Source organism: Hominisplanchenecus murintestinalis (genome assembly GCF_943193015.1).
GTDB classification, from domain to species: Bacteria; Bacillota; Clostridia; order Lachnospirales; family Lachnospiraceae; genus Hominisplanchenecus_A; species Hominisplanchenecus_A murintestinalis.
The window spans coordinates 14,011-33,499 of record NZ_CALPCM010000018.1; the positions used below are offsets into that span (position 1 = coordinate 14,011).

The window sequence follows — 19,489 nt, forward strand, 5'->3', positions numbered from 1 at the left end:
TTCCTTTATTTCTTTACAATTTTTACACTCTTTGCTGTTTTCGCTTTCTTAAATAATTTCACATATGCCTTGTACTGCTTCTTTGGTACGGAAACCTTCGCTTTCTTGTATATGCCTTTTAATGCCTGTTTCCCAACACTCTTTAACACTTTAGACTTTATGGTTACTTTTTTCAGCTTCTTGCAGCCTTCGAATGCATTTTTTCCTATTTTCCGGACATTTGTTCCGATAGTAACTGATGCAAGTTTCACTTTCTTCCTGAAAGCTTTCGGTGCGATTTCTGTAACTTTATAGGTATATTTTCCTATCTTTATCGTTGCCGGGACAGTGATTGCCTTTGCTTTACTATTCTTAAGATTCTGGACAGATACCGTTTTCACTTTATCAGAAGATGCCGTAACCTTATATTCCAGTGTCTTGGTCTTATAAATAGTACCTGCCTTTGGAAGCGTATCGCCTACAGGCGGTTTCGGATCTCCCGGTGAAGGACTCGGCCCCGGATTCGGTTCCGGATTCGGTTCCGGATTCGGTCCCGGCGCAGGATCAGGTTTTACTTCCGGCTTTCTCAATCCGCCTGCCGCTTCCTCCAGCTTTCTCCTTGCCTCTATAACGGTTTCCAAATCAGCGCCTTCGTCAGCCAAAACCCTTTTCGCCTCCTCCAATGCAGCCGCATATACTTTCCAGCTCTCTGGCGTATAATCCTTCTCTGCTTTTCCTGCCAGCGTATCTATATAACTCTCAAGTCCGGCTTTTTCAGAAAATAAAGGTGCAAGAGCCAAATTCTGCACTGCGCGTTCCAGCCTTGCCTTCGCAGCAAAGACCATATCCCTGTCCGCATCCGGATTCGCCAAAACCTCCTCTACTTTCGCAAGCGCTGTCTGATAAGCTTTCCAGCTCTCCGGCGTATATATTTCCTCTTCCTTCTCTTTCAGCGTCTCCGTATAGTTTGTAAGTTCCGTTTTTGACGCGACTACCACAGATACCAGCCCCGCGGATGCCTGTGTCAGCTTATTCTTTGCCGCCTGGAGCTCTTCTGCGGTAACTCCGTCTTTTTTCAGAGCCGCCCGCACCTCCTGAATAGCCTCTGCATAAGGCGCCCAGCTTTCTGCACTATAGGCATTCTCACCCTTACTGCCTTCCGTGCTCAGGATATCCAGGAGTTCTTCCCTGGCTGCTTCTACACCAACAGGCGGATTCGTTACCGGCTCCCGCAAGACATCCATGCCAAGCGCCCACAAATCTGCGCCTGATGCTTCTGTCCTGTAAATCGTGTTAGCTCTTGCCCACGCCCATTCAAATTCAAACCAGTTGATATTAGCAGCGCTGTTTCCCGCAAGTTCAGCTTTCTGCTTCTCTATCCACATACTCCAGCGCTGTTTATAGAAATCCCTGGTCAGTCCAGCCCACTGGCGGTTTGAATAATCCTTCAATCCTCCTGACTCTGCCTGCGGGTATCCGCCCCAGGTAGTTATCAACGCCTTTGCATTAAATTCATACAAATCCTCTGTGAAATCATCCGCATTTTCCGCCAGCGCTTTTGCGCTTTCTACCCAAGTACCAAGCAGGAACTCTTTCCTTGAACTGAGTACTTTATCCACCTTGTCAATAAGCGCAAGGAATTCATTTGATTTTTCAGTAAACTGTTCCAAATTCCTTGCTTCCAACGCATTCACCATCTGCCGATGGATTCCCTGAGATTTATTGGAAAGAACCTGCTTCAGAATATCTGCCAGATCATACCGATACCCGTCGCTGTCTTTCAGTGTATCATAATCCTCCAGAAGCAGCCTGGCCGCCCGCTCAAGTTCTGCCATATCATAGCTAATTACCGCGTTGCCCCAGGTAGACGCTGCATTGATTCCGGTTGCCGGACGGGCATTAATATAAGATTCCGGAGCGCCCTGTCCAAGGTTGTTCAGACTTGCCTTATATACTGTGTTCTCCAAAATCAGCATAGCCTGATATGCATTCTCGCTTTCCGCACCATAACGGCGGCGTACATATTTTTTCAGCCAATCTGCCGTATTGATTTTCTCCAGCGGCTGGCTTGCATCATTGCACCATACCGTCTCAAACAGAAGGTCATAGAGAACCGGATTATTCTGTGAACCCTCCGGAGCAATTCCCAGGCCCTCCATATAGCCGGAATTGTTCATCGCATCTGCGACACCTTTCACAATATTATCCATATGTCCATGCAGCCCCATACGTCCGCCAAAATTATTCAGCATGCAATATACAAAAGGAGTGCCTCCAAAATTTCCGCCTCCATAAGAGCCGGGGTTCGTTTCATTCCAGTGCGGCGTCTTCTCTGCATACAAGTCAAGCACCAGCGCGTGCTCCCTGTTTTCTTCCAATCCGTTCAAAAGCCCATTGGTTGGATTTCCCTGCCAGGACTGGATGACCCATACTGCATCCGGGTTATACTCCATCATGGATGCTAATACTTTCCGGCTCATAGCAGAGACGTCCATATATCCTGTGTTTCCTCCCTCATGGAACGGGTCTGTCGCGTAGTAATCCGATATATCCCCAAACACATTTTTCTGGCACTCATAGAACAATGCGGCATACTTATCATATGCATCGTTCGTCGTGCGCAGCATATACGGACGCTGGAACGAACACCAGCCTCCCTGTGTAATGACGTCATTATCTCCAAGCGCATATTCGCCTGACGCTACGTTTTTGATATCTACCGGAACCATTCCGCTGTATCCCTGCAGTACCGGCTGCATTCCCAGCTTTCTCATGATCAGATGGTTCTTTCTGGCAAGCTCTGTCCTCTCGCCAAACCAGGAATCATGTACCGGACCGCCAAATCCCGTAAGGTTCGCCATATATGCCCATGCATAATACGCCGGGCCGGCAATATAGTCTTTTGCCTCCTGATGGGTGTAACCCAGCCTTCCCAGGAACTGACGCCATACTTCCTCCTGCGCGGTCACATCCAGAACCAGGTTCACTCCGTTCAGCGCCAGCCAGTCAAGTTCTTTCCGCCATTCATTTTCGCCCCAGAACGGCATAGAATAAGACATCGTACAGTAGTTATACGCATAACGTGCCGGAACTTTACATTCCTTGTGTACTTTCTCTCCCACCGGAACAACTGCTTCCGGCATTTTAACCTGATTCCCCACCTGGCTAATCATCACATTGCAGTAATATTTCAGATAATGGTTCAGCCCGCTGGCCAGAGAAACGCCGTCATTCCCGGTAATCTTAACCTTACCGTCCCCGGCATCTTCAATATCATAATAGTCATATGCCCCCGGTTCACCTACTTCAAACGTAAACCAGTCCACATAGGCTTCACCAATATTTCGACGGATGATTCCTCTTACTTCGTCAATCGTGTCCTGCACGGTTATCGGCTGATTGTACGCAGATTCTTCCCACGATTCCGGCGGGGTAAACTCTGCCGCGTGAGCTTCCCCTGCCTTTTCCCCTTTTATGCGCACCTCGTTTAAAACAGCCTTCGCACCTACAGAATTGTATTCTAAAAGTACGCGCACACTGCTTGCCTTCACGCCGTCTGCCTGATAGATTTCCCCTTCTTCCGGGCAAGGTTCTTTGCTTGTCTTTTCCGCCAGCTTGGAATAATTTTGTCCATCATTGCTGTAATACAGGGAATACTGAGAATATCCGTTTGACGGCATATAAATCTCAATTTCAGACAGGCTGTATTCACCGCCCAGCCCGATGTCCACATAAGCGGGGTACTGCTTCGCACTCCAGGTATTTTCTGTATTTCCGTCCACAATCCTGCCTACGGTATCCTGGTCATAATTTGCATGGAGGTCTTCACTGCCCCAGGCAATATTTTCTATATCCCCTTCTGCAAGCGCCGCCTTATTAGCAAGGAGCTGAAACTCTGCAAGCTGCGGAATGCTGTTCTTTGCCGCAGCATTCTCTGCCGTAAAGACTGCTTTCAGCATGTGGTACTCCACTTCTTTCGCGTTTATTCCCTCCAGCTCGCTTACCGTAATCTCCTTCCGGCTGCTTCCTGCCTGCGTTCCAATCGTACCTGAAGCTATCTGTGCATATTCAGAACTCCGGCGTTTCTTTCCCAAAATCGTATAACCGTATACAGCGCCGGAAGTATCTTCTTTCATGGCAAGGACAAACTGGCGGATTTTCTGGTCTACATCCAGTTTCACTTCCACAAAAGGCAGCGTCCCGTTTTCTGTCTCAATCACACTGAAATTCTTCGTATGCAGAGCAGCATATGTATCAAACTTCCCGTCTGCCGCATTTTTCTTTTCTGCCGACGCATTCACACTCGCTTCCAGGGAAACTTCTCCTCTGCTCACTGCAATATTTTCCAGCTCTACAACTTCTTCCGCATCCTGGTCAATATAAATTTCTGCCTCTGTAACTGCCGGCCAGAACTGACCTGCCGCGCCGTCTGTAAGCGGCCTGTCAAGCGTCACATACAAATGGGACATTGCCTGAGGTACATCAAATACAAACTCATATCCCTCGCTTAACGTTGCCGTCTTTTCTGACCCCGGCACATCTGCCAAATCACTAACGACTCCATTTAGCGCATATTTCATCTTTACATCCATGCTGCGGTTCGAATGGCTCTCAAATTTCAACACGACCTTTTTCACGCACTTCGTATTTGCCGCCGGCAATGCAAATTCAATCGTACATGGCCACTTGGCTCCATCGTTTATCCACATGGTATCCGTACTCCCATCTACCATATTGGATGCCGGCTTTCCGTTCTGTTCACTTGGCACAGTAATCTCGCAGTCTGCCGCGATATTTTCCAGCGCGCCCGCCGCTTCTCCATCCGCCAGCGCTGTCACCGGAACTGCCGTAAATATCATCAGGCATGCCGTCAGAATACCCACCGCCCGTTTCCATAGTTCTTGTCTCATAGTTACCCCCTTGCTTCCTTCAATATTCGTGCCCAAAACCCTCGGAAATACATCCTTTAACACTAATTTCAGTATAGCAGACGGGAGTCAAATATTCAATAGATTAGTTTTTCCTTACGAAAGCATTCCCCCCAGCATCCCCCCTCCGGCACAGAGCATCAGTGTCGTCAGCATCTGTACAGGCTGCGCTGAAATCCCGTGCTTCACCGCCAGGGACAAGACAAGCAGGAGTGTAAAATAAATTCCTCCTACCGCAAGCCCCCACAAAAATTTCCTGCTGCCGCATTTCTTCCCTGCAAAAAATCCCCCGATAAAGCAGGACAGAAGGTAGACGAGAATAATCCCCACCGATACCTTCCCTTCATCCAGCTCGAACTGGAACAGAAGGAACGTTAAAACCAGCAGCATCGCAATTGTGATTATGTAGGATACCACCAGTGACTTCAATATAGCCGACATTTTTTTCATACTTACATTCATAGCAGCTTCTCCCATTCAAGATTTGTCCCTTGGAAAAATATATGCCGGCCCCCGTATAGTTATTCTCCCCGTCCTTCTGTTTCATCAGGAAAGCCGCAGCAGGAAGCCCATTTCTCTCCCGCTGCGGCTTTCTTCTTTAACGTATCAAAAACTGTACCAGCTCCATTTTTTCATTAAAAGCAATGCTGAATACAATCTCTCCGTTTTCGTAGATTCCTTCTATGATAGCCCCTCCATATTTCGTTCCTGCTGCTTTATCTACCGTGCCCACGATATCTACATCCCCCAGCTCTTTAAAAGCGCCGTTCTCTTTCAGCAGCGGGTCACAGCTTTCTGTAAACTGTTCCACCGTATTCTTTTCTTTCAGGCTGGCGTCTCCCATATCAATGATTCCCTGATAATCCTTTTCGTTAAACATGCTGACTACTTTTTCCGCTTCTTCTCTTACCGCCGTTTCCTCAAAGGAATCCGGAAGTTTCTCTTTCTGGCTGCATCCCGTCAGACACACGATCCCCAGCAGCGCCAGAACTATGATTGTTCCTATCGTTTTTTTCATTTTTCCCTCTCTTTCTGCGGCGTGTGCCGCCGGCATAATACATAAACTCCCTTTGCTTTCACTATTTCAGCAGCATCTCTTTTACCTGTTTCAAATCTTTCTGCACCTGCCGCCACACTGCCTCAATTCCGTCAAATTTCCGGATACCCCGAATAAAAGAATGAAACTCTGTCATGACTTTTTCCCCATAAATATTTTGGTCAAAATCTGCCAGCATCGTTTCTATCGTGATATCTGAAGAATCATCCACCGAAGGCCGCGTACCTACATTGGTCACTCCCGGATACCTCCTGCTCTCCACTTCTGTGCATGTAGCATAGACCCCATTAGGCGGCTTGCGCTTGCTGCCGTATATCTTCAGATTTGCCGTCGGCATCCCTACGGTGCGCCCCAGCGCTTTGCCATGAACTACTTTTCCCAACATGATATACGGATGGCCGCATAATGCCGCCACTCCCTCCATATCGCCCCTGTCCAGGCATTTTGCCACGTCTGCCGCTGTCACAGATTTTCCCTCTGTACACACCATATCTGCTGCTGTCAGCTTTTTCTCCCACGTTTCAAGCCTCTTCCTGTCCGGACATTCTTTTCCAATTACAAACTGTTCCGCTCCCAGCTCTTCTATAAGAATTTGGGGTATAAATCCTTCCTGCCGGGACAGCTCCACAGGCAGAGAGACCAGAACATCCACTCCCATCTTCTCCAAAAGCCAGGCCTTTTCCAGTTCGGTGGTAAGCACATCTTCTGCCTGAAAACAGCTCACTACTACCGACTGTCTCCCTGTTTTCCGGCTCTCTTCCACCAATCTTCGAACAACCGCCTGATGTCCCAGATGAATACCGTCAAAGCTGCCAAATGCCACACAAGTATGTCTCATTTTTTCTATCTTGTCAATATGCTTCATATCCGCCTCACTGCCCTGTATATCTGCAAGGGGCTGCTGTCGTTACACAGCAGCCCCAGCTACGCGAAATTATAAATTGTTCCTGCTATCTCCTGATATGCCTTACTCTGCGGCCGTCTCGCTTTCCGCAGCTGTCTCAGATACCGCCTCTGTTTCGGAAACTGTCTCTGTCTCGGATGACGCTTCTGTTCCTGAAACTGTTTCCGTCTCAGACGCCCCCTCCGTTCCCTCGCTTCCTGTATCTGCAGCCGTCTCTCCTGACGCTGCTTCCGTTTCTGTACTCTTTATTTCAAAAGTGTCTGTAAATGTAATTTCATCCAGCAGTTTATCATCCTGGGTAAACTCTGCCGCTTCTTTCCACGCGTCATACACTTCATTGAACTTGTCTGATTTCCGCTGGGATACGATCGTCTCCTTCTGGCTGTCTGTCGCTTCTCTGTCAAACGTAGACTGCATCTGCGCTACATAATACCCATTATCCGCTTCAATCACGCTGTCCGCAAATTCGCCGTCTGAAAGACTGTCCACAGCTGTCTTTACTTTCTCATCAATGCTGCCGTTGTCTGTTCCGTAGGATGTTGTAGTAGCCGACATATTCTCATCAATCGCCTTTACTGCCTCATCCATATCCGTGCCGCCCTTTACTGCATCCAGAACCTGCTGTGCCTTTTCTTTCTGTGCTGCTTTCTCTTCTTCTGTCATGGACGTTGTATTTCCATCGGCATCCGTAGTATCCGCTGTGCTGAACATCACATACTTCACTGTCTTCTGTGCCGCTTCCTCATCGGACACCTCTGTGTCTACATCCTTAATAATTGCCGCCTGCATCTTATTCTGAATCAGAGTCAGGGTCAGCATACGCTCCACTGTCTCCTGGGATGCTGTCATTGCTTTCAACACATCTTTCTCATTGCTCTCCATGAACTTTGCAGCGGCTTCGGTAATCTTCGCTTTGTCGTCATCCGTAAGCTCTACGCTATACTCGTCCATATGCTTTTCCAGAATCAGCATCTGTTCCACATTCTCTATGATATTGCTCTTCACCGTAGGGCCATAGCTCGACCACATATCCTCACCGAACATGCTGCCGTACATACTCTGCATCCCTGCCTGGTTATAACGCACCATAAAGTTTACCAGCGCATAGTCAATCTTCTCTCCATCTAAAGTAGCGACTGCCTTTCCCGCATTGTCTGCGCTGCATCCTGTCACTGTCCCAACCGCCAATCCCAGGCACAGCCCTGCTGCCAGCAGCTTCTTCCCTATCTTACTCATGATAAGTTTCCTCCTAAAAATTGATTCGTTGTCCTTCTTCGAAACACTTCCTTTAGTATAATCCCTTTCCGGTTTTCCCGCAATATTTTTTCTCAAATTAACACATTTTTCACAAGGATACCCTATTTCAGCAGCTTAATTTCCTCCAGAACTTCTTTGACTGTCACGAGTACATCCTCATTGTCCCGCATCCCCCGCCTCGGCTTCGATAAGCGGAAATACGGCGGCGTATTCATCACGAACGCCAACCGTCCCCTATACTGCTTTACCAGCAGCTCGATTTTCTTGGGATCCGCCTGCGCCCGCTCAAACATGGTAAACTTAATCTCATTTCCCCTCTGCGCCACTTCTGTTACCCAAGCGCTGTGAGCCAGAGCTTTTAAATTGGCTACCGCCAGAAGATTCTGTACAGATTTCGGAGGCTCTCCGAAACGATCTACCAACTCTTCCAGCATATCGTCATACTCTTCTTCGTTTTCAATCGCGGCAATCCGTTTGTAAATATCAAGCTTCTGCCCCTCATTCTTAATGTACCGTTCCGGAATAAACGCATCGATATCAATGTCTATGGAAGTCTCATATTCTTCCTCCGGCGTCCGTTCGCCCTTTTCTTCCTTCACAGCTTCGTGGAGCATCTTACAGTAAAGGTCATATCCCACCGCCTCCATGTGCCCGTGCTGCTGGGCTCCCAGCAGGTTTCCGGCTCCCCGAATTTCCAAATCCCGCATGGCTATCTTAAAGCCGCTCCCCAACTCCGTAAATTCCCGGATAGCGTGGAGCCTTTTCTCCGCTACCTCTTTCAGCATCTTATTTCTCCGGTACATCATGAACGCATAAGCCGTCCGGTTCGAACGCCCCACACGTCCCCGGAGCTGATAGAGCTGAGACAAGCCCATATTGTCCGCGTCATGGATAATCATCGTATTGACATTCGAAATATCCAGCCCTGTCTCAATAATCGTCGTAGAAACCAGTACGTCAATTTCTCCATTAATAAACTCATACATGATTTTTTCCAGTTCACGCTCTTTCATCTGCCCATGTGCAAATGCCACGTTCGCTTCCGGAACCATCTTTGAAACTGCATTCGTCATTTCCACAATGGTGTTTACCCGATTGTACACATAATATACCTGTCCGCCCCGCGCCAATTCTCTGCTAATAGCTTCCCGCACCATCTCCTCATTGTACTCCATCACATAGGTCTGAATCGGCATCCTTTCCATAGGCGCTTCTTCCAACACGCTCATATCGCGAATTCCTATCAGACTCATATGGAGCGTTCTCGGAATGGGCGTGGCCGTCAGCGTGAGCACATCCACATTTTCTTTCAGCTTCTTTATCTTTTCCTTATGCGTAACCCCAAACCGCTGTTCTTCGTCAATCACGAGCAGCCCCAGATTCTTAAATTCCACATCGGAAGAAAGGACTCTGTGAGTTCCGATAATAATATCCACCAGTCCCTTCTTTAAATCCGCCAGCGTCTGTCTTTGCTGTGCCTGAGTGCGGAAACGGCAGAGCAGGTCCACCCGAACCGGAAAATCCTTCATCCGCTGTGCAAACGTGTTATAATGCTGCTGCGCCAGAATTGTCGTCGGCACCAGATATACCACCTGCTTGCTCTCCTGCACCGCTTTAAATGCTGCCCGTATAGCAATTTCCGTTTTCCCGTATCCTACATCGCCGCAGACCAGGCGATCCATGATTTTCCGGCTTTCCATATCCTTTTTTACCGCTTCAATCGCCAAAAGCTGATCTGCCGTCTCTTCAAAAGGAAATGTCTCCTCAAACTCTCTCTGCCAGACGGTATCCGGTCCGTACTCAAACCCCTGCTGCTCCTGGCGCGCCGCGTAAAGCTTTACCAGATCTTTCGCAATATCTTTGACAGCGCCCCGCACTTTCGTCTTGGTCTTTCTCCACTCCGGTCCTCCCAGCGTATTAAGCTTTGGCTGCCCGGCATCCTTATCCGCATATTTCTGAATAACATCCATCTGCGTAGCCAGCACATAGAGCTTGCCTCCCCCCGCATACTCGATTTTCATATAATCTTTGGCTACACGGTCTACCTCCACTTTCTCAATTCCCCGGTAGACGCCCAGCCCATGATTTTCATGAACCACATAATCGCCCACGGACAGCTCGGAAAAGCTCTGGATTTTCTTTCCCTCATAGGTTTTGCGCTTCTTTTTTTTCTTCTTTTCCTGCCCGAAAATATCGCTCTCGGATATTACCACAAATTTAATCAGCGGATACTCGTATCCCCTATTCAATTTTCCATAGCTTACTAAAATCTCTCCCGGCGCCACTTCCCTGTCCAGATTTTCCGTATAAAAACTGTTCAGTTCTGCATCGCGCAGGTCTGCCGCCAAACGCTCCGCACGGCTTCTCGAACCGGAAAGCAGTATCACCTGATATCCGTTTTTCTTCCATCTCTGCAAATCCCGGACAAGCATTTCAAAACTATTATTATATGGATTCACGGCCCTCACGTCCAGGCTGAACCCAGCCGTCACCTTCCAGGGCTGCCGCGGAGAATCCAACGTACACAGCCCCAGGCAGTGCTGCCGGTTCAGCCGCCCGATTGTGTCCTGGCACGTATTTAACACGCCTGTCTGCTTCGGAAGCGCATACCCTTTCTCCAAACGGCTTTCCATACTCTCCCTGAACTCCATCTCAATGGCGTTTCCCTCTTCCATGAGACGGTGGGGCTCATCCAGTACAAACAGGGGCTCCCTCCCTTTACAGTATTCTATCAGGCTCTCTGTTTTCTCATAGAGATAATCCACCAGCGCATCCATCCCTGCCTCCCATGAAAGCTCTGTCAGCCGCTCCTTTGTCTCTTCCAGCAGCATTTTCAGACGGTGCGCCTCCTCTGTCCGCATTTCCTGGCGCATCTGCTCATAGGGCTTCTTCACATCTCTTTCCATCCGCTTCACAGCCTTTTGGATGCGCTCCTGATCCGCTATCACCTCTCTTGCAGGATAGATTGTAATACACTCCAGATTTTCTATGGAACGCTGACTCTCCACATCAAAGCTTCGAATGGAATCCACCTCGTCCCCCCATAGCTCAATACGCACGGGATTCTCCTCCGTCAGTGGAAAAATATCCAGAATGCCTCCCCGTGCCGCAAACTGCCCTGCGCTTTCCACCTGCGGCGTATTCTCATATCCCATCGCTGTCAGCTTCTGTTTGATCGCGTCCACTTCTAACATGCTGTCATTTTTGATAGATAAAATGTTTTTTTTCAGCTCTTCCAGCGGCATTAGATGATCCATACAGCCGCCCATAGTGGTGATAATCGTTACCTGCTCTTCCTCGACCAATGCTTTAACCGCCGCCAGCCTCTGCCGGACAATCAGGTTACTGTGAATATCCGCGCTATAAAAAATCAAGTCCCTGGCCGGATACAGCAGCGCTTTCCTGTCAAAAAAGCGACAGTTCTCATAGATTTCCTTTGCGCGGGATTCGCTGTAAGTCAATACAATCTTACAGGGAAAATCTTCTCCTGCCGTATATATGAAATGCGGTTTCTGGGCGTCAATACACCCTGCCACCTGCACGATACCTCTTTTTTTCAGCGATGCTTTGATTTGCGGAAATTCGCTCAATTTTTCCAATGGCTCTGTAAAAGCTCTCATCCTTCTACCTTCTTATTATATTCATTCATTGCCGCCTCCATATTGTCCGTGAGAATTTTAACCACGGCGTCTGCCGCCCGCTCTAAAGAAACATCTACCTTCTCTCTCTCTGCTTTCGAAAAACGGCTCAGCACATAATCAGCTAAATCATAGCCCTTCGGCTTTTCTCCCACTCCCACCTTTACCCGCTTAAACGCCTGGCCTCCCAGATGGGCGATAATATTTTTAATTCCATTGTGTCCGCCTGCGCTCCCTTTCGCCCGCAGCCTGAGCTGTCCCGGTTCCAGGCTGATATCATCATAAATTACAATCAATTCTTCTGTTTCGTCTATCTTATAGAAGTCTATGAGCTCTCTTACACTCTCACCACTTAAATTCATAAACGTCTGGGGTTTCGCCAGAACTACCCGGTTCCCCTCTACAATCCCTTTTCCATACAATGCCTTATGCTTTTTCGCATCCACACTGATTCCATAACGCTCTGCCAGCACATCAATCGTGTCAAACCCCACATTATGACGGGTATGGGCATACTGTTTGCCCGGATTCCCGAGCCCTACGATAATATACATACGTTCCCCTTTCTGACGCATTTGGCTCGCCATGCCGATAAATTTGAAAATTTTCACTCTCAGGCTTACCTCCCCTGCTCCATATCCATACGGCAAACTTCCAATACTTTCCGGTACGGCATCTCCCCTCCAAAAATATCCAGAGCGCTCCCCACTGTTACATCCACCGCATCCTTCCCCAGCGTCTTCAGCTTCTCCAAATCCTCAAAACTGCCTACGCCTCCCGCGTAAGTCACGGGAATCCCCTGCCAGTTTCCCAGCATCCGCACCAGTTCTTCTTCGATGCCATTTGCCTTTCCCTCCACATCCACGGCATGAACGAGAAACTCATCACAATAACAGGCTAACGTCTCCAACGTCCACTCATTCAACACCGTCTCCGTAAACTTCTGCCAACGGTCGGTAACGATAAAGTACTCCTCCCCTCGCTTCCGGCAGCTCAAATCCAGTACCAGGCGTTCCTTTCCTACAGCGCTTCTTATCTTATCCAGATTCGTATAATTCAGACAGCCATCTTTAAACACAAAACTCGTAACAATCACATGGGAAGCTCCCGCATCCAGGTAGTCTGACGCATTTCCGTCATGAATACCGCCGCCGGCCTGCAGTCCCCCCGGATACGCCCGCAGCGCCGCCAAAGCCTGCGCCCGCGTTGCCTCATAATAAGGAGACGAAGCCGGGTTCAGCAAGATAACATGTCCTCCTTGAACTCCTTCCCTTCGGTAAAGCCTGGCATAATAAGGAGCGTCCTGAACGGACACAAAATTTTCCGCCGCCAAATCTCCGGAATCGGCCAGAGAACCTCCGACAATCTGTTTTACTTTTCCATTGTGAATATCAATGCATGGACGAAATCTCATCTGTTATCCCTTTCTTACTGCAAATAGTAACTTTCCTTTCTCTTAAAACCACAAAAAGCCGGCATTCCGTGCCGAAAGTTCCTGTGCAGATTCCTGAAAATCTTTGCCCGGGAACCTTCGGTACGCAGTGCCAGAACTGCTGCCTTGCTTCTTTTACTGAATCTCCAAAAATCTTCTCTCCAGCTCAGAAAACACCTCTCCCAGAGAGCACGCAAAAGAAATATCCGAAGCAGGATTTAACTTCACCTGAAGCTGATCCCTGTTAATCACTACCAGATGGTTTCCTCTGAACTCATGAATATAGTACGCCGCAGGATATACCGTCAGCGAGGTTCCGCCGATCATCAGCATGTCTGCCTCCCGAAGTTCTTCTTCCGCTTCCCTGACTGCATTCCCCGGAAGCTGCTCTCCGTAAAGAGTCACGTCCGGCCGCACCATATGGCCGCACGCCGGACATTCCGGAATGGAGTTCTCTGACTGGAAAATAAAATCACCGCCATATTCCCTGTGGCAGTGAACACAATAATTCCTCTGCGTCGTCCCGTGAAGCTCAATCACGCGCCTGCTGCCTGCCATCTGGTGCAGCCCGTCAATATTCTGGGTAATTACTGAAGAAAGCTTTCCTGCCGCCTCCAGCCTTGCCAGCATTTTGTGGGTAATATTCGGCTTTATGCCCCTTGTGTCCAGCTTTTGATTGTAAAATTCATAAAATACTTCCGGCCTGTCATACAGGCAGCCGGAGCTTAACAGATACTCCGGCGAATACTTGTCAAACTGCACGTCATGCTGGTTGTACAGCCCATCCTTACTCCTGAAATCGGGAATACCGCTTTCCGTCGATACTCCCGCCCCGCCAAAGAATACGGTTTTCTTCGATTCATTCATACAGCGAATCAGGAGGTCAATCTTTTCTTTCATCATCCGGCCCCCCTGTCCCTGGGTAAACATACCGCCCCAAGTATTTCATTCATAGCTGACATTGTACCATACTTCTCCGCGCATATCCAGACTGTAAATGCCTGATACTGCCTAAATCGTAACAATTCAGCCTTCGGCTTCCTATTCCTGGCATCAAGCCATGCAAAACCACTTCGTGGTGGCTTGATGCCCCTGAACCGCAACGCTATTTCACGGACTTTGCAGCAAGTGCAAAGTCCCGGGCTGAACTGCTGCCCTAAATCTTTTAATATACCTCCGCCCCAAAAGGCATCAACGCCAGCTTTGCGAGCTTAAACTGCTGCAGCCCAAACGGGATTCCGATAACCGTAATGCACAGTAACACGCCAAACAGCACATGTTCCAATGCCAAAAACAATCCGGAAAACAGCAGCCACACAATATTCAGTAGAAATGAAGCAGCGCCCCCGCCATAGCGAACCTGCTTTCCAAACGGGAAGAAACTAAGCGATGCAAGCTTAAAGCACTGCACGCCTACCGGGATTCCGATAATCGTAATGCACCAGAGGCATCCTGCAAGACACCAGCTCAATCCGCTCAGTGCACCGCCAAACAAAAACCACAACAAATTTCCTAAGCAACCCATTTTGCGCACCTCCTGCCCGATAATGTTAATTCATCTTCACTTTTACCTTTATTTTTTTAGACAGGCCATTCCGGGCAATACAGTATATCGTACAAGTACCATCTTTTTTCCCGGTAATAACCCCTTTCTTAGACACTCCTGCAATAGACGGCTCGGATGAAACATAACGCACCTTCTTCTCAGCTTTTCTTATCTGTTTTCCTGTCACTTTCACACGAAGCTGGACTTTTTTCCCCGGCTTCACACTCACATTTGAACGTTTTACCCGTATTTTTAAAGGATTACCATATTTTCCTCCCGCTGTCATACTATAGACCGGCAGGGACTTGGATAGGATTACACGTTTCCCACCAACATTTTTATACGCTGTGACATAGTATTTGTACTGGCTTCCCCGTTTTAATCTTGTATGTTTCCACTTGCCTGTCTTTTTGCCGACTGTTCGGAGACGTTTATATTTCCCATTATATTTTGCTCCATACACTTCATACCCATCTGCCGATTCCACCAGATTCCAGCGGATTGTCTGTGACGTTTTGGCAGAAGACACTTTGCAAAGAAGCAGCGCGGAGTTCGTAGTTTCATTGCCAATCCCGGAATCATCTCTCTCTCCGGAGTCATCACCTGGCTTTTCCGGCAGCCCTGACCCCATATCCCCCGGTTTGTCTATCGGATTCGGTGCCGGCTCTGGATCTGGTGTTGGCTTCGGCTCCGGTGCCGGCTCCGGCGTCGGTTCCGGCTCCGGCGTCGGTTCCGGATCTGGCGTTGGTTCCGGGTCCGGCGTTGGTTCCGGGTCTGGCGTTGGGCCTGGATCTGGCGTTGGTTCCGGATCCGGTGTTGGCTCCGGGTCTGGCGCTGGTTCCGGGTCCGGTGTCGATCCGGAGCCGTAAATAGATTCCTTGAAGTCCTGTGTCTGAAGTAAATATGCTTTGAATATTTCCTGTTTCAGGCGCTCCACCTCTGTCGCGTGTGCGCGGATATTATTAGAACCACTCGGCAATGCATTAACATTTATCAAATCACTCTCTACCGCCTCCCTCATCAGCAGGCGCAGTTCTTCAAAATTACTAACCGTAACGGACTGATTTTTCCACGTAATAGTGACTGGCTTTAATTCGCCGACTCTTTCAATCCTTCTCTGGAACATCGCTTTCTTAAAATCAGCCATTGTCTCATAAGTACCGCCAAATATCTTCTTCAAGATATATTCATCCGACAGAATCGCCTGTTCCGATTTGGCAGATTCTTTATACTGATTGGATATATAAGGAACCATGCCATTGTAATATCCATATTCAGCAAGCAGTTCAAATGCCTGCCGACGTATCATGAGATCGCCGCTAACACCATAGCTATTCTGTACCCCGGCATAATTAGCGCTAAAGAGCGGAACAACATAATAACCATTTCTCGCCATGCTTCCTGTTGTCTTCGTTCCATTTACCTCATGGCGGGATACAATAATATTATTACAGATTAGGTCATCGATAGAGTTCAGCCCCTCTGCCTCATCTGTGGTCAACTCTCTTACTGAATCCAGATTATGCCTGGAACCTTCCTCTCCCTGATTATATCTTTCCTCCGGGTCCTCGATCTGTTCAAGTTTATGGAACCATTTCCTCTTCTCTTCTGTACTTTTTGTAAACATAACATCTGCTTCTGCATAATCCAGCGTATAAACGACATCCAGAATGCCTTTCATGTAACTCTGCAGATCGGCCTCATCCTGAAAACGTTCGGGCTGGGCATTATGATAGCGGTCGCTGGACGCCAGGCGGTCATAGATCAGATTCAGGTTAAAAGCAGGCGGGTCATTTGTCTCATAAGGCTCGAACATCCCCCTTGTGTAAACTTCTCCCATTATGCCGTCCCGCGAACCATTCCCATTCAGCATCAACTCGGAAACAAAGATATGCGTCAGCTCATGGGCATACGTTGCAAACCCCCGTTCTGTCAGCGCCTTTGACGCATAGTAACGGATACGCGCTCCTTCCGCCACACCATCTGCAAACATATAGGTACCATATAAATTCATGGGAGTAAAAAATTCCCTCACGCCCAGGGCAGCATTCTCCCCCAATTTATCCGACCATTGGATAACTGTATCGGGATCAATCCGAAGACTGTCCAAAACAACACGATTAGACGCGAGCAGCCCCTTCTTTTCCGGTTTTGCAATGCGATGCCAAAAATCAACAAATGCCTTCTGCTGCTTCGCCCCCTGCTCCATCTGCTGCAGAAACTTTTCACGTAATTCTCCATAACGTGCCGGATCGGTTTCTCTTAAGTTCCTGTCTATATAACAATCCACGATTCCATATGTAATCGTCAAAGAATTTGCAATAACGTAAACACTGTCTTCTGATACAGTAAGCAATGGCAAAATATAGGCGCGGGAAACCGTATCATCATACAGCCTCCTGTATATTCCGGCATCCCTGCTGTCCCAGTCAGATAGTTTTTCCAGTATATATGCACGGCTTTCCTGCAAAAACCACTCGTTCAGCGATGTATCCGGTATCCATTTTTCTCTGTTCTCTTCCAAAAAAGCCTCCAGTGTCATAGAAGAAGTAACTTTCGAAAACAACTTCCCCCGGCCAAATAAATTCACATTATTGGCAATTTTCAAATTATCGCCGCCGGCGCTTCCAATCTCTATCAGCCAGTCCAGAACATCTGTCTGAACTCCGTATGTCCCCGGCTCATAAAGGATAACATCTTTAATATTGTGCTCTCCCATATCAAAGTTATACAATCTCTCAAGATAAGTAAGCCCCAGCAGCAGTTTTTCTCTATTTTGCTGTATTTTATTAATAAAAAAATCTACACCCTTACTTTCCGCGCCGGCAGTACTGTCAACCACTCTCTGAATAATCTCTCCAATTTCTGCCTGCACCTTTGCAAATGCCTCTTCAAAAGACATCGCTTTTACATTGTCCTTATTTAATTCCGCCACGGCTTGTTCATCCGTAATATCCGCAGGGCTCTTTCCCTCCCGTATGGCAATTTCTGTTTTCTTATTTAATTTGTCCGACAGGGAATACCGGCTTGGCGCCAGCAGCTGCCCTATTGTCGTACTATTTTCATAATCAACTGCCTGCAGAGCCGCTGTTGTATTCCGACTCACCGTTTCTCCGCAGCTCCCTGCAAAAGAAGTCATTGATGGAACAATTAACGCCATCATGATAAATACTATTATTGCTGCTCTTATATTTTTCATCCGCCGTCCTACGCTCATATCCTTTAATACAAATAACAGTGTACTTCTTCACTGAAAACATTATACTTTATTTTCCATCTGTCAACAATCCTTTTCTGCAGGATTACAATACATAAACCTTTCATTGTAATTTTAGAAATGCCGCAACTGAATGATTCTCCGGAGGAAGTCAAACTTGACGGGAGCAGGAAAACACGAAAAATGTGCTTCAGCCCAGGGTGCTGAAGCATATTTTTTAATTTCGATTAAGACGATTCACCCACTCGGTGCATATTGGTTAACTTTTCAACTACGTCAGCAAGCCCCTCCTGTTACCCGCGCCGTTTCTGCTCTTTCTCAAACCCTTGCTTTTTATAGACGAACACAGTATAATTATATGCAATGATTGCAATATGCCCGCCGCCTTGCGCGGAATCGGCATGAAGGAGGCTTTATGAACAGATACCGCATCGCTAAATTTTTCATTTTCTTTTTCTTTTCTGTTCTTTTCCTGTCAGGCTGCAGAGATTCAGAGCAGGTAAAGCTCGTAAAGTCCGAACTAAATCAGCTCCAAAAACTGGACGAGAATACTATCCGCACTTTTATTTCTTGTGAAAATATTCTCCGTCCCGGCGCTTCTTCAAATGTCAGCAGCGAAGCCACCCAAACTGTGCAGCTTTTTTTCCAGGATTTTGACTATCGCATTCTGTCTTCTAAAGTCACAGATAACACTGCCACGGTAACTGCAGAAATCCAGAATATCGACACGAAAGAACTTGCCAAAGACCTTTGTTTGGAGTTAATCGTCCGCAGCAGTTCTCCACACGCAGAAGACAGCGCCATACTTTCCGGCGATTCCTATTTTTCACTTCTGCACGGCTTCCTCTCCCATAACCAGTACAAATCTGTAAAAACCGAAGTGCATTTTCACCTGGAAAAAACAGACGGACAATGGCTTATCCAAGGTAACGAAGTATTAGAAGATGAGCTTTTAGGGGGATTTATCTCCTGTCTGAACGATCCCTACCTGGTAACGCCTGAAGAAATTATCGCTAAGGTCTGCGAAATGCTGAAAGCACAGACTCCTGAAGAATGGATTTCTTATCTGGAGATCAAAGATGTGTTTTCCACCTACAGTACCCTTTCTGACAAAGTTGACTTGGCTCTTGCCTCCCAAATTTCAAAATGCTTTTCTTACAATATTAGGGAAGTAACCGTGGCTGGCGACAAAGCGAACGCGCTGGTCGACATCACCAGCCTCGATATGGCCAGCGTCCTTGATGAATATCTTGACAAGCTGCTGGACTACGCTTCCACCACAGAGGCTGTACGCGCTACTGACACAGAACTCGCCGACAAAACCGCGGCTCTGCTCGCCGAGTGCCTGAACACCAACCGTAAAACCTGCACAAAAACCGTAGAAATTCATTTTACAAACAACGGAACCACCTGGGAAATGCAGCTAAATGGCGATTTCACAGACGCATTGCTGGGAGACATAAAAAAAGCAGCAGAAGCTTTTCAGTCAGCAGCAGTTTCCGGCGAATCAAATACACCGCAATAAGCCGCA

General features: G+C 47.8%; 13 protein-coding genes. 2 read left to right on the forward strand and 11 right to left on the reverse strand.

Annotated features, from left to right (window positions below; translation table 11 throughout):
• Positions 1–5 precede the first annotated feature (5 nt).
• The 11 genes from NFR99_RS08190 to NFR99_RS08240 form a co-directional block, all read right to left on the reverse strand.
• A complete protein-coding gene (locus NFR99_RS08190) occupies positions 6–4,889 on the reverse strand; it encodes an alpha-N-acetylglucosaminidase TIM-barrel domain-containing protein (RefSeq protein WP_251353393.1) in 4,884 nt (1,627 codons plus the stop codon).
• Between the two features lie 114 nt (positions 4,890–5,003).
• Complete coding sequence (locus tag NFR99_RS08195; protein WP_243126720.1) at positions 5,004–5,369, reverse strand: TIGR04086 family membrane protein; 366 nt, start codon at positions 5,367–5,369, stop codon at positions 5,004–5,006.
• A gap of 136 nt (positions 5,370–5,505) precedes the next feature.
• A complete protein-coding gene (locus NFR99_RS08200; protein ID WP_158604905.1) occupies positions 5,506–5,925 on the reverse strand; it encodes a DUF3887 domain-containing protein in 420 nt (139 codons plus the stop codon).
• A gap of 61 nt (positions 5,926–5,986) precedes the next feature.
• Positions 5,987–6,829 (reverse strand): riboflavin kinase, encoded by an 843-nt coding sequence (locus NFR99_RS08205; RefSeq protein WP_120484764.1) that lies wholly within the window; start codon positions 6,827–6,829, stop codon positions 5,987–5,989.
• 102 nt (positions 6,830–6,931) lie between these two features.
• Complete coding sequence (locus NFR99_RS08210; protein ID WP_135975700.1) at positions 6,932–8,104, reverse strand: peptidyl-prolyl cis-trans isomerase; 1,173 nt, start codon at positions 8,102–8,104, stop codon at positions 6,932–6,934.
• Positions 8,105–8,226: 122 nt separating this feature from the next.
• Complete coding sequence (mfd, locus tag NFR99_RS08215; protein WP_251353394.1) at positions 8,227–11,745, reverse strand: transcription-repair coupling factor; 3,519 nt, start codon at positions 11,743–11,745, stop codon at positions 8,227–8,229.
• Complete coding sequence (pth, locus tag NFR99_RS08220; RefSeq protein WP_120484780.1) at positions 11,742–12,317, reverse strand: aminoacyl-tRNA hydrolase; 576 nt, start codon at positions 12,315–12,317, stop codon at positions 11,742–11,744. The genes mfd and pth overlap by 4 nt, the downstream gene beginning before the upstream one ends.
• A 65-nt stretch (positions 12,318–12,382) precedes the next feature.
• Positions 12,383–13,177 (reverse strand): phosphoribosylformimino-5-aminoimidazole carboxamide ribotide isomerase, encoded by a 795-nt coding sequence (gene hisA / locus NFR99_RS08225; protein WP_251353395.1) that lies wholly within the window; start codon positions 13,175–13,177, stop codon positions 12,383–12,385.
• Between the two features lie 153 nt (positions 13,178–13,330).
• Entirely contained in the window at positions 13,331–14,098 is a 768-nt protein-coding gene (locus tag NFR99_RS08230; RefSeq protein WP_120484760.1) for an NAD-dependent protein deacylase, read from the reverse strand.
• A gap of 262 nt (positions 14,099–14,360) precedes the next feature.
• Complete coding sequence (locus tag NFR99_RS08235; protein ID WP_120484759.1) at positions 14,361–14,720, reverse strand: YccF domain-containing protein; 360 nt, start codon at positions 14,718–14,720, stop codon at positions 14,361–14,363.
• Positions 14,721–14,745: 25 nt separating this feature from the next.
• Positions 14,746–17,940 (reverse strand): ZmpA/ZmpB/ZmpC family metallo-endopeptidase, encoded by a 3,195-nt coding sequence (locus NFR99_RS08240; protein ID WP_251353396.1) that lies wholly within the window; start codon positions 17,938–17,940, stop codon positions 14,746–14,748.
• A 175-nt stretch (positions 17,941–18,115) separates the two neighbouring features.
• On the opposite strand from NFR99_RS08240, the gene NFR99_RS08245 reads away from it, so the two are divergent.
• Both NFR99_RS08245 and NFR99_RS08250 read left to right on the forward strand, forming a co-directional pair.
• Positions 18,116–18,325: a hypothetical protein gene (locus NFR99_RS08245; protein WP_135975703.1), complete on the forward strand. Its 210-nt coding sequence runs from the start codon at positions 18,116–18,118 to the stop codon at positions 18,323–18,325.
• Between the two features lie 48 nt (positions 18,326–18,373).
• Entirely contained in the window at positions 18,374–19,483 is a 1,110-nt protein-coding gene (locus NFR99_RS08250; protein WP_251353397.1) for a DUF5105 domain-containing protein, read from the forward strand.
• Positions 19,484–19,489 lie beyond the last annotated feature (6 nt).

Bases quoted from the DNA above. Each gene is read 5' to 3' on its own strand.
- NFR99_RS08190 (WP_251353393.1), bottom strand. From the start codon at position 4,889: ATGAGACAAGAACTATGGAAACGGGCGGTGGGTATTCTGACGGCATGC.
- NFR99_RS08195 (WP_243126720.1), bottom strand. From the start codon at position 5,369: ATGAATGTAAGTATGAAAAAAATGTCGGCTATATTGAAGTCACTGGTG.
- NFR99_RS08200 (WP_158604905.1), bottom strand. From the start codon at position 5,925: ATGAAAAAAACGATAGGAACAATCATAGTTCTGGCGCTGCTGGGGATC.
- NFR99_RS08205 (WP_120484764.1), bottom strand. From the start codon at position 6,829: ATGAAGCATATTGACAAGATAGAAAAAATGAGACATACTTGTGTGGCA.
- NFR99_RS08210 (WP_135975700.1), bottom strand. From the start codon at position 8,104: ATGAGTAAGATAGGGAAGAAGCTGCTGGCAGCAGGGCTGTGCCTGGGA.
- mfd (WP_251353394.1), bottom strand. From the start codon at position 11,745: ATGAGAGCTTTTACAGAGCCATTGGAAAAATTGAGCGAATTTCCGCAA.
- pth (WP_120484780.1), bottom strand. From the start codon at position 12,317: ATGTATATTATCGTAGGGCTCGGGAATCCGGGCAAACAGTATGCCCAT.
- hisA (WP_251353395.1), bottom strand. From the start codon at position 13,177: ATGAGATTTCGTCCATGCATTGATATTCACAATGGAAAAGTAAAACAG.
- NFR99_RS08230 (WP_120484760.1), bottom strand. From the start codon at position 14,098: ATGATGAAAGAAAAGATTGACCTCCTGATTCGCTGTATGAATGAATCG.
- NFR99_RS08235 (WP_120484759.1), bottom strand. From the start codon at position 14,720: ATGGGTTGCTTAGGAAATTTGTTGTGGTTTTTGTTTGGCGGTGCACTG.
- NFR99_RS08240 (WP_251353396.1), bottom strand. From the start codon at position 17,940: ATGAAAAATATAAGAGCAGCAATAATAGTATTTATCATGATGGCGTTA.
- NFR99_RS08250 (WP_251353397.1), top strand. From the start codon at position 18,374: ATGAACAGATACCGCATCGCTAAATTTTTCATTTTCTTTTTCTTTTCT.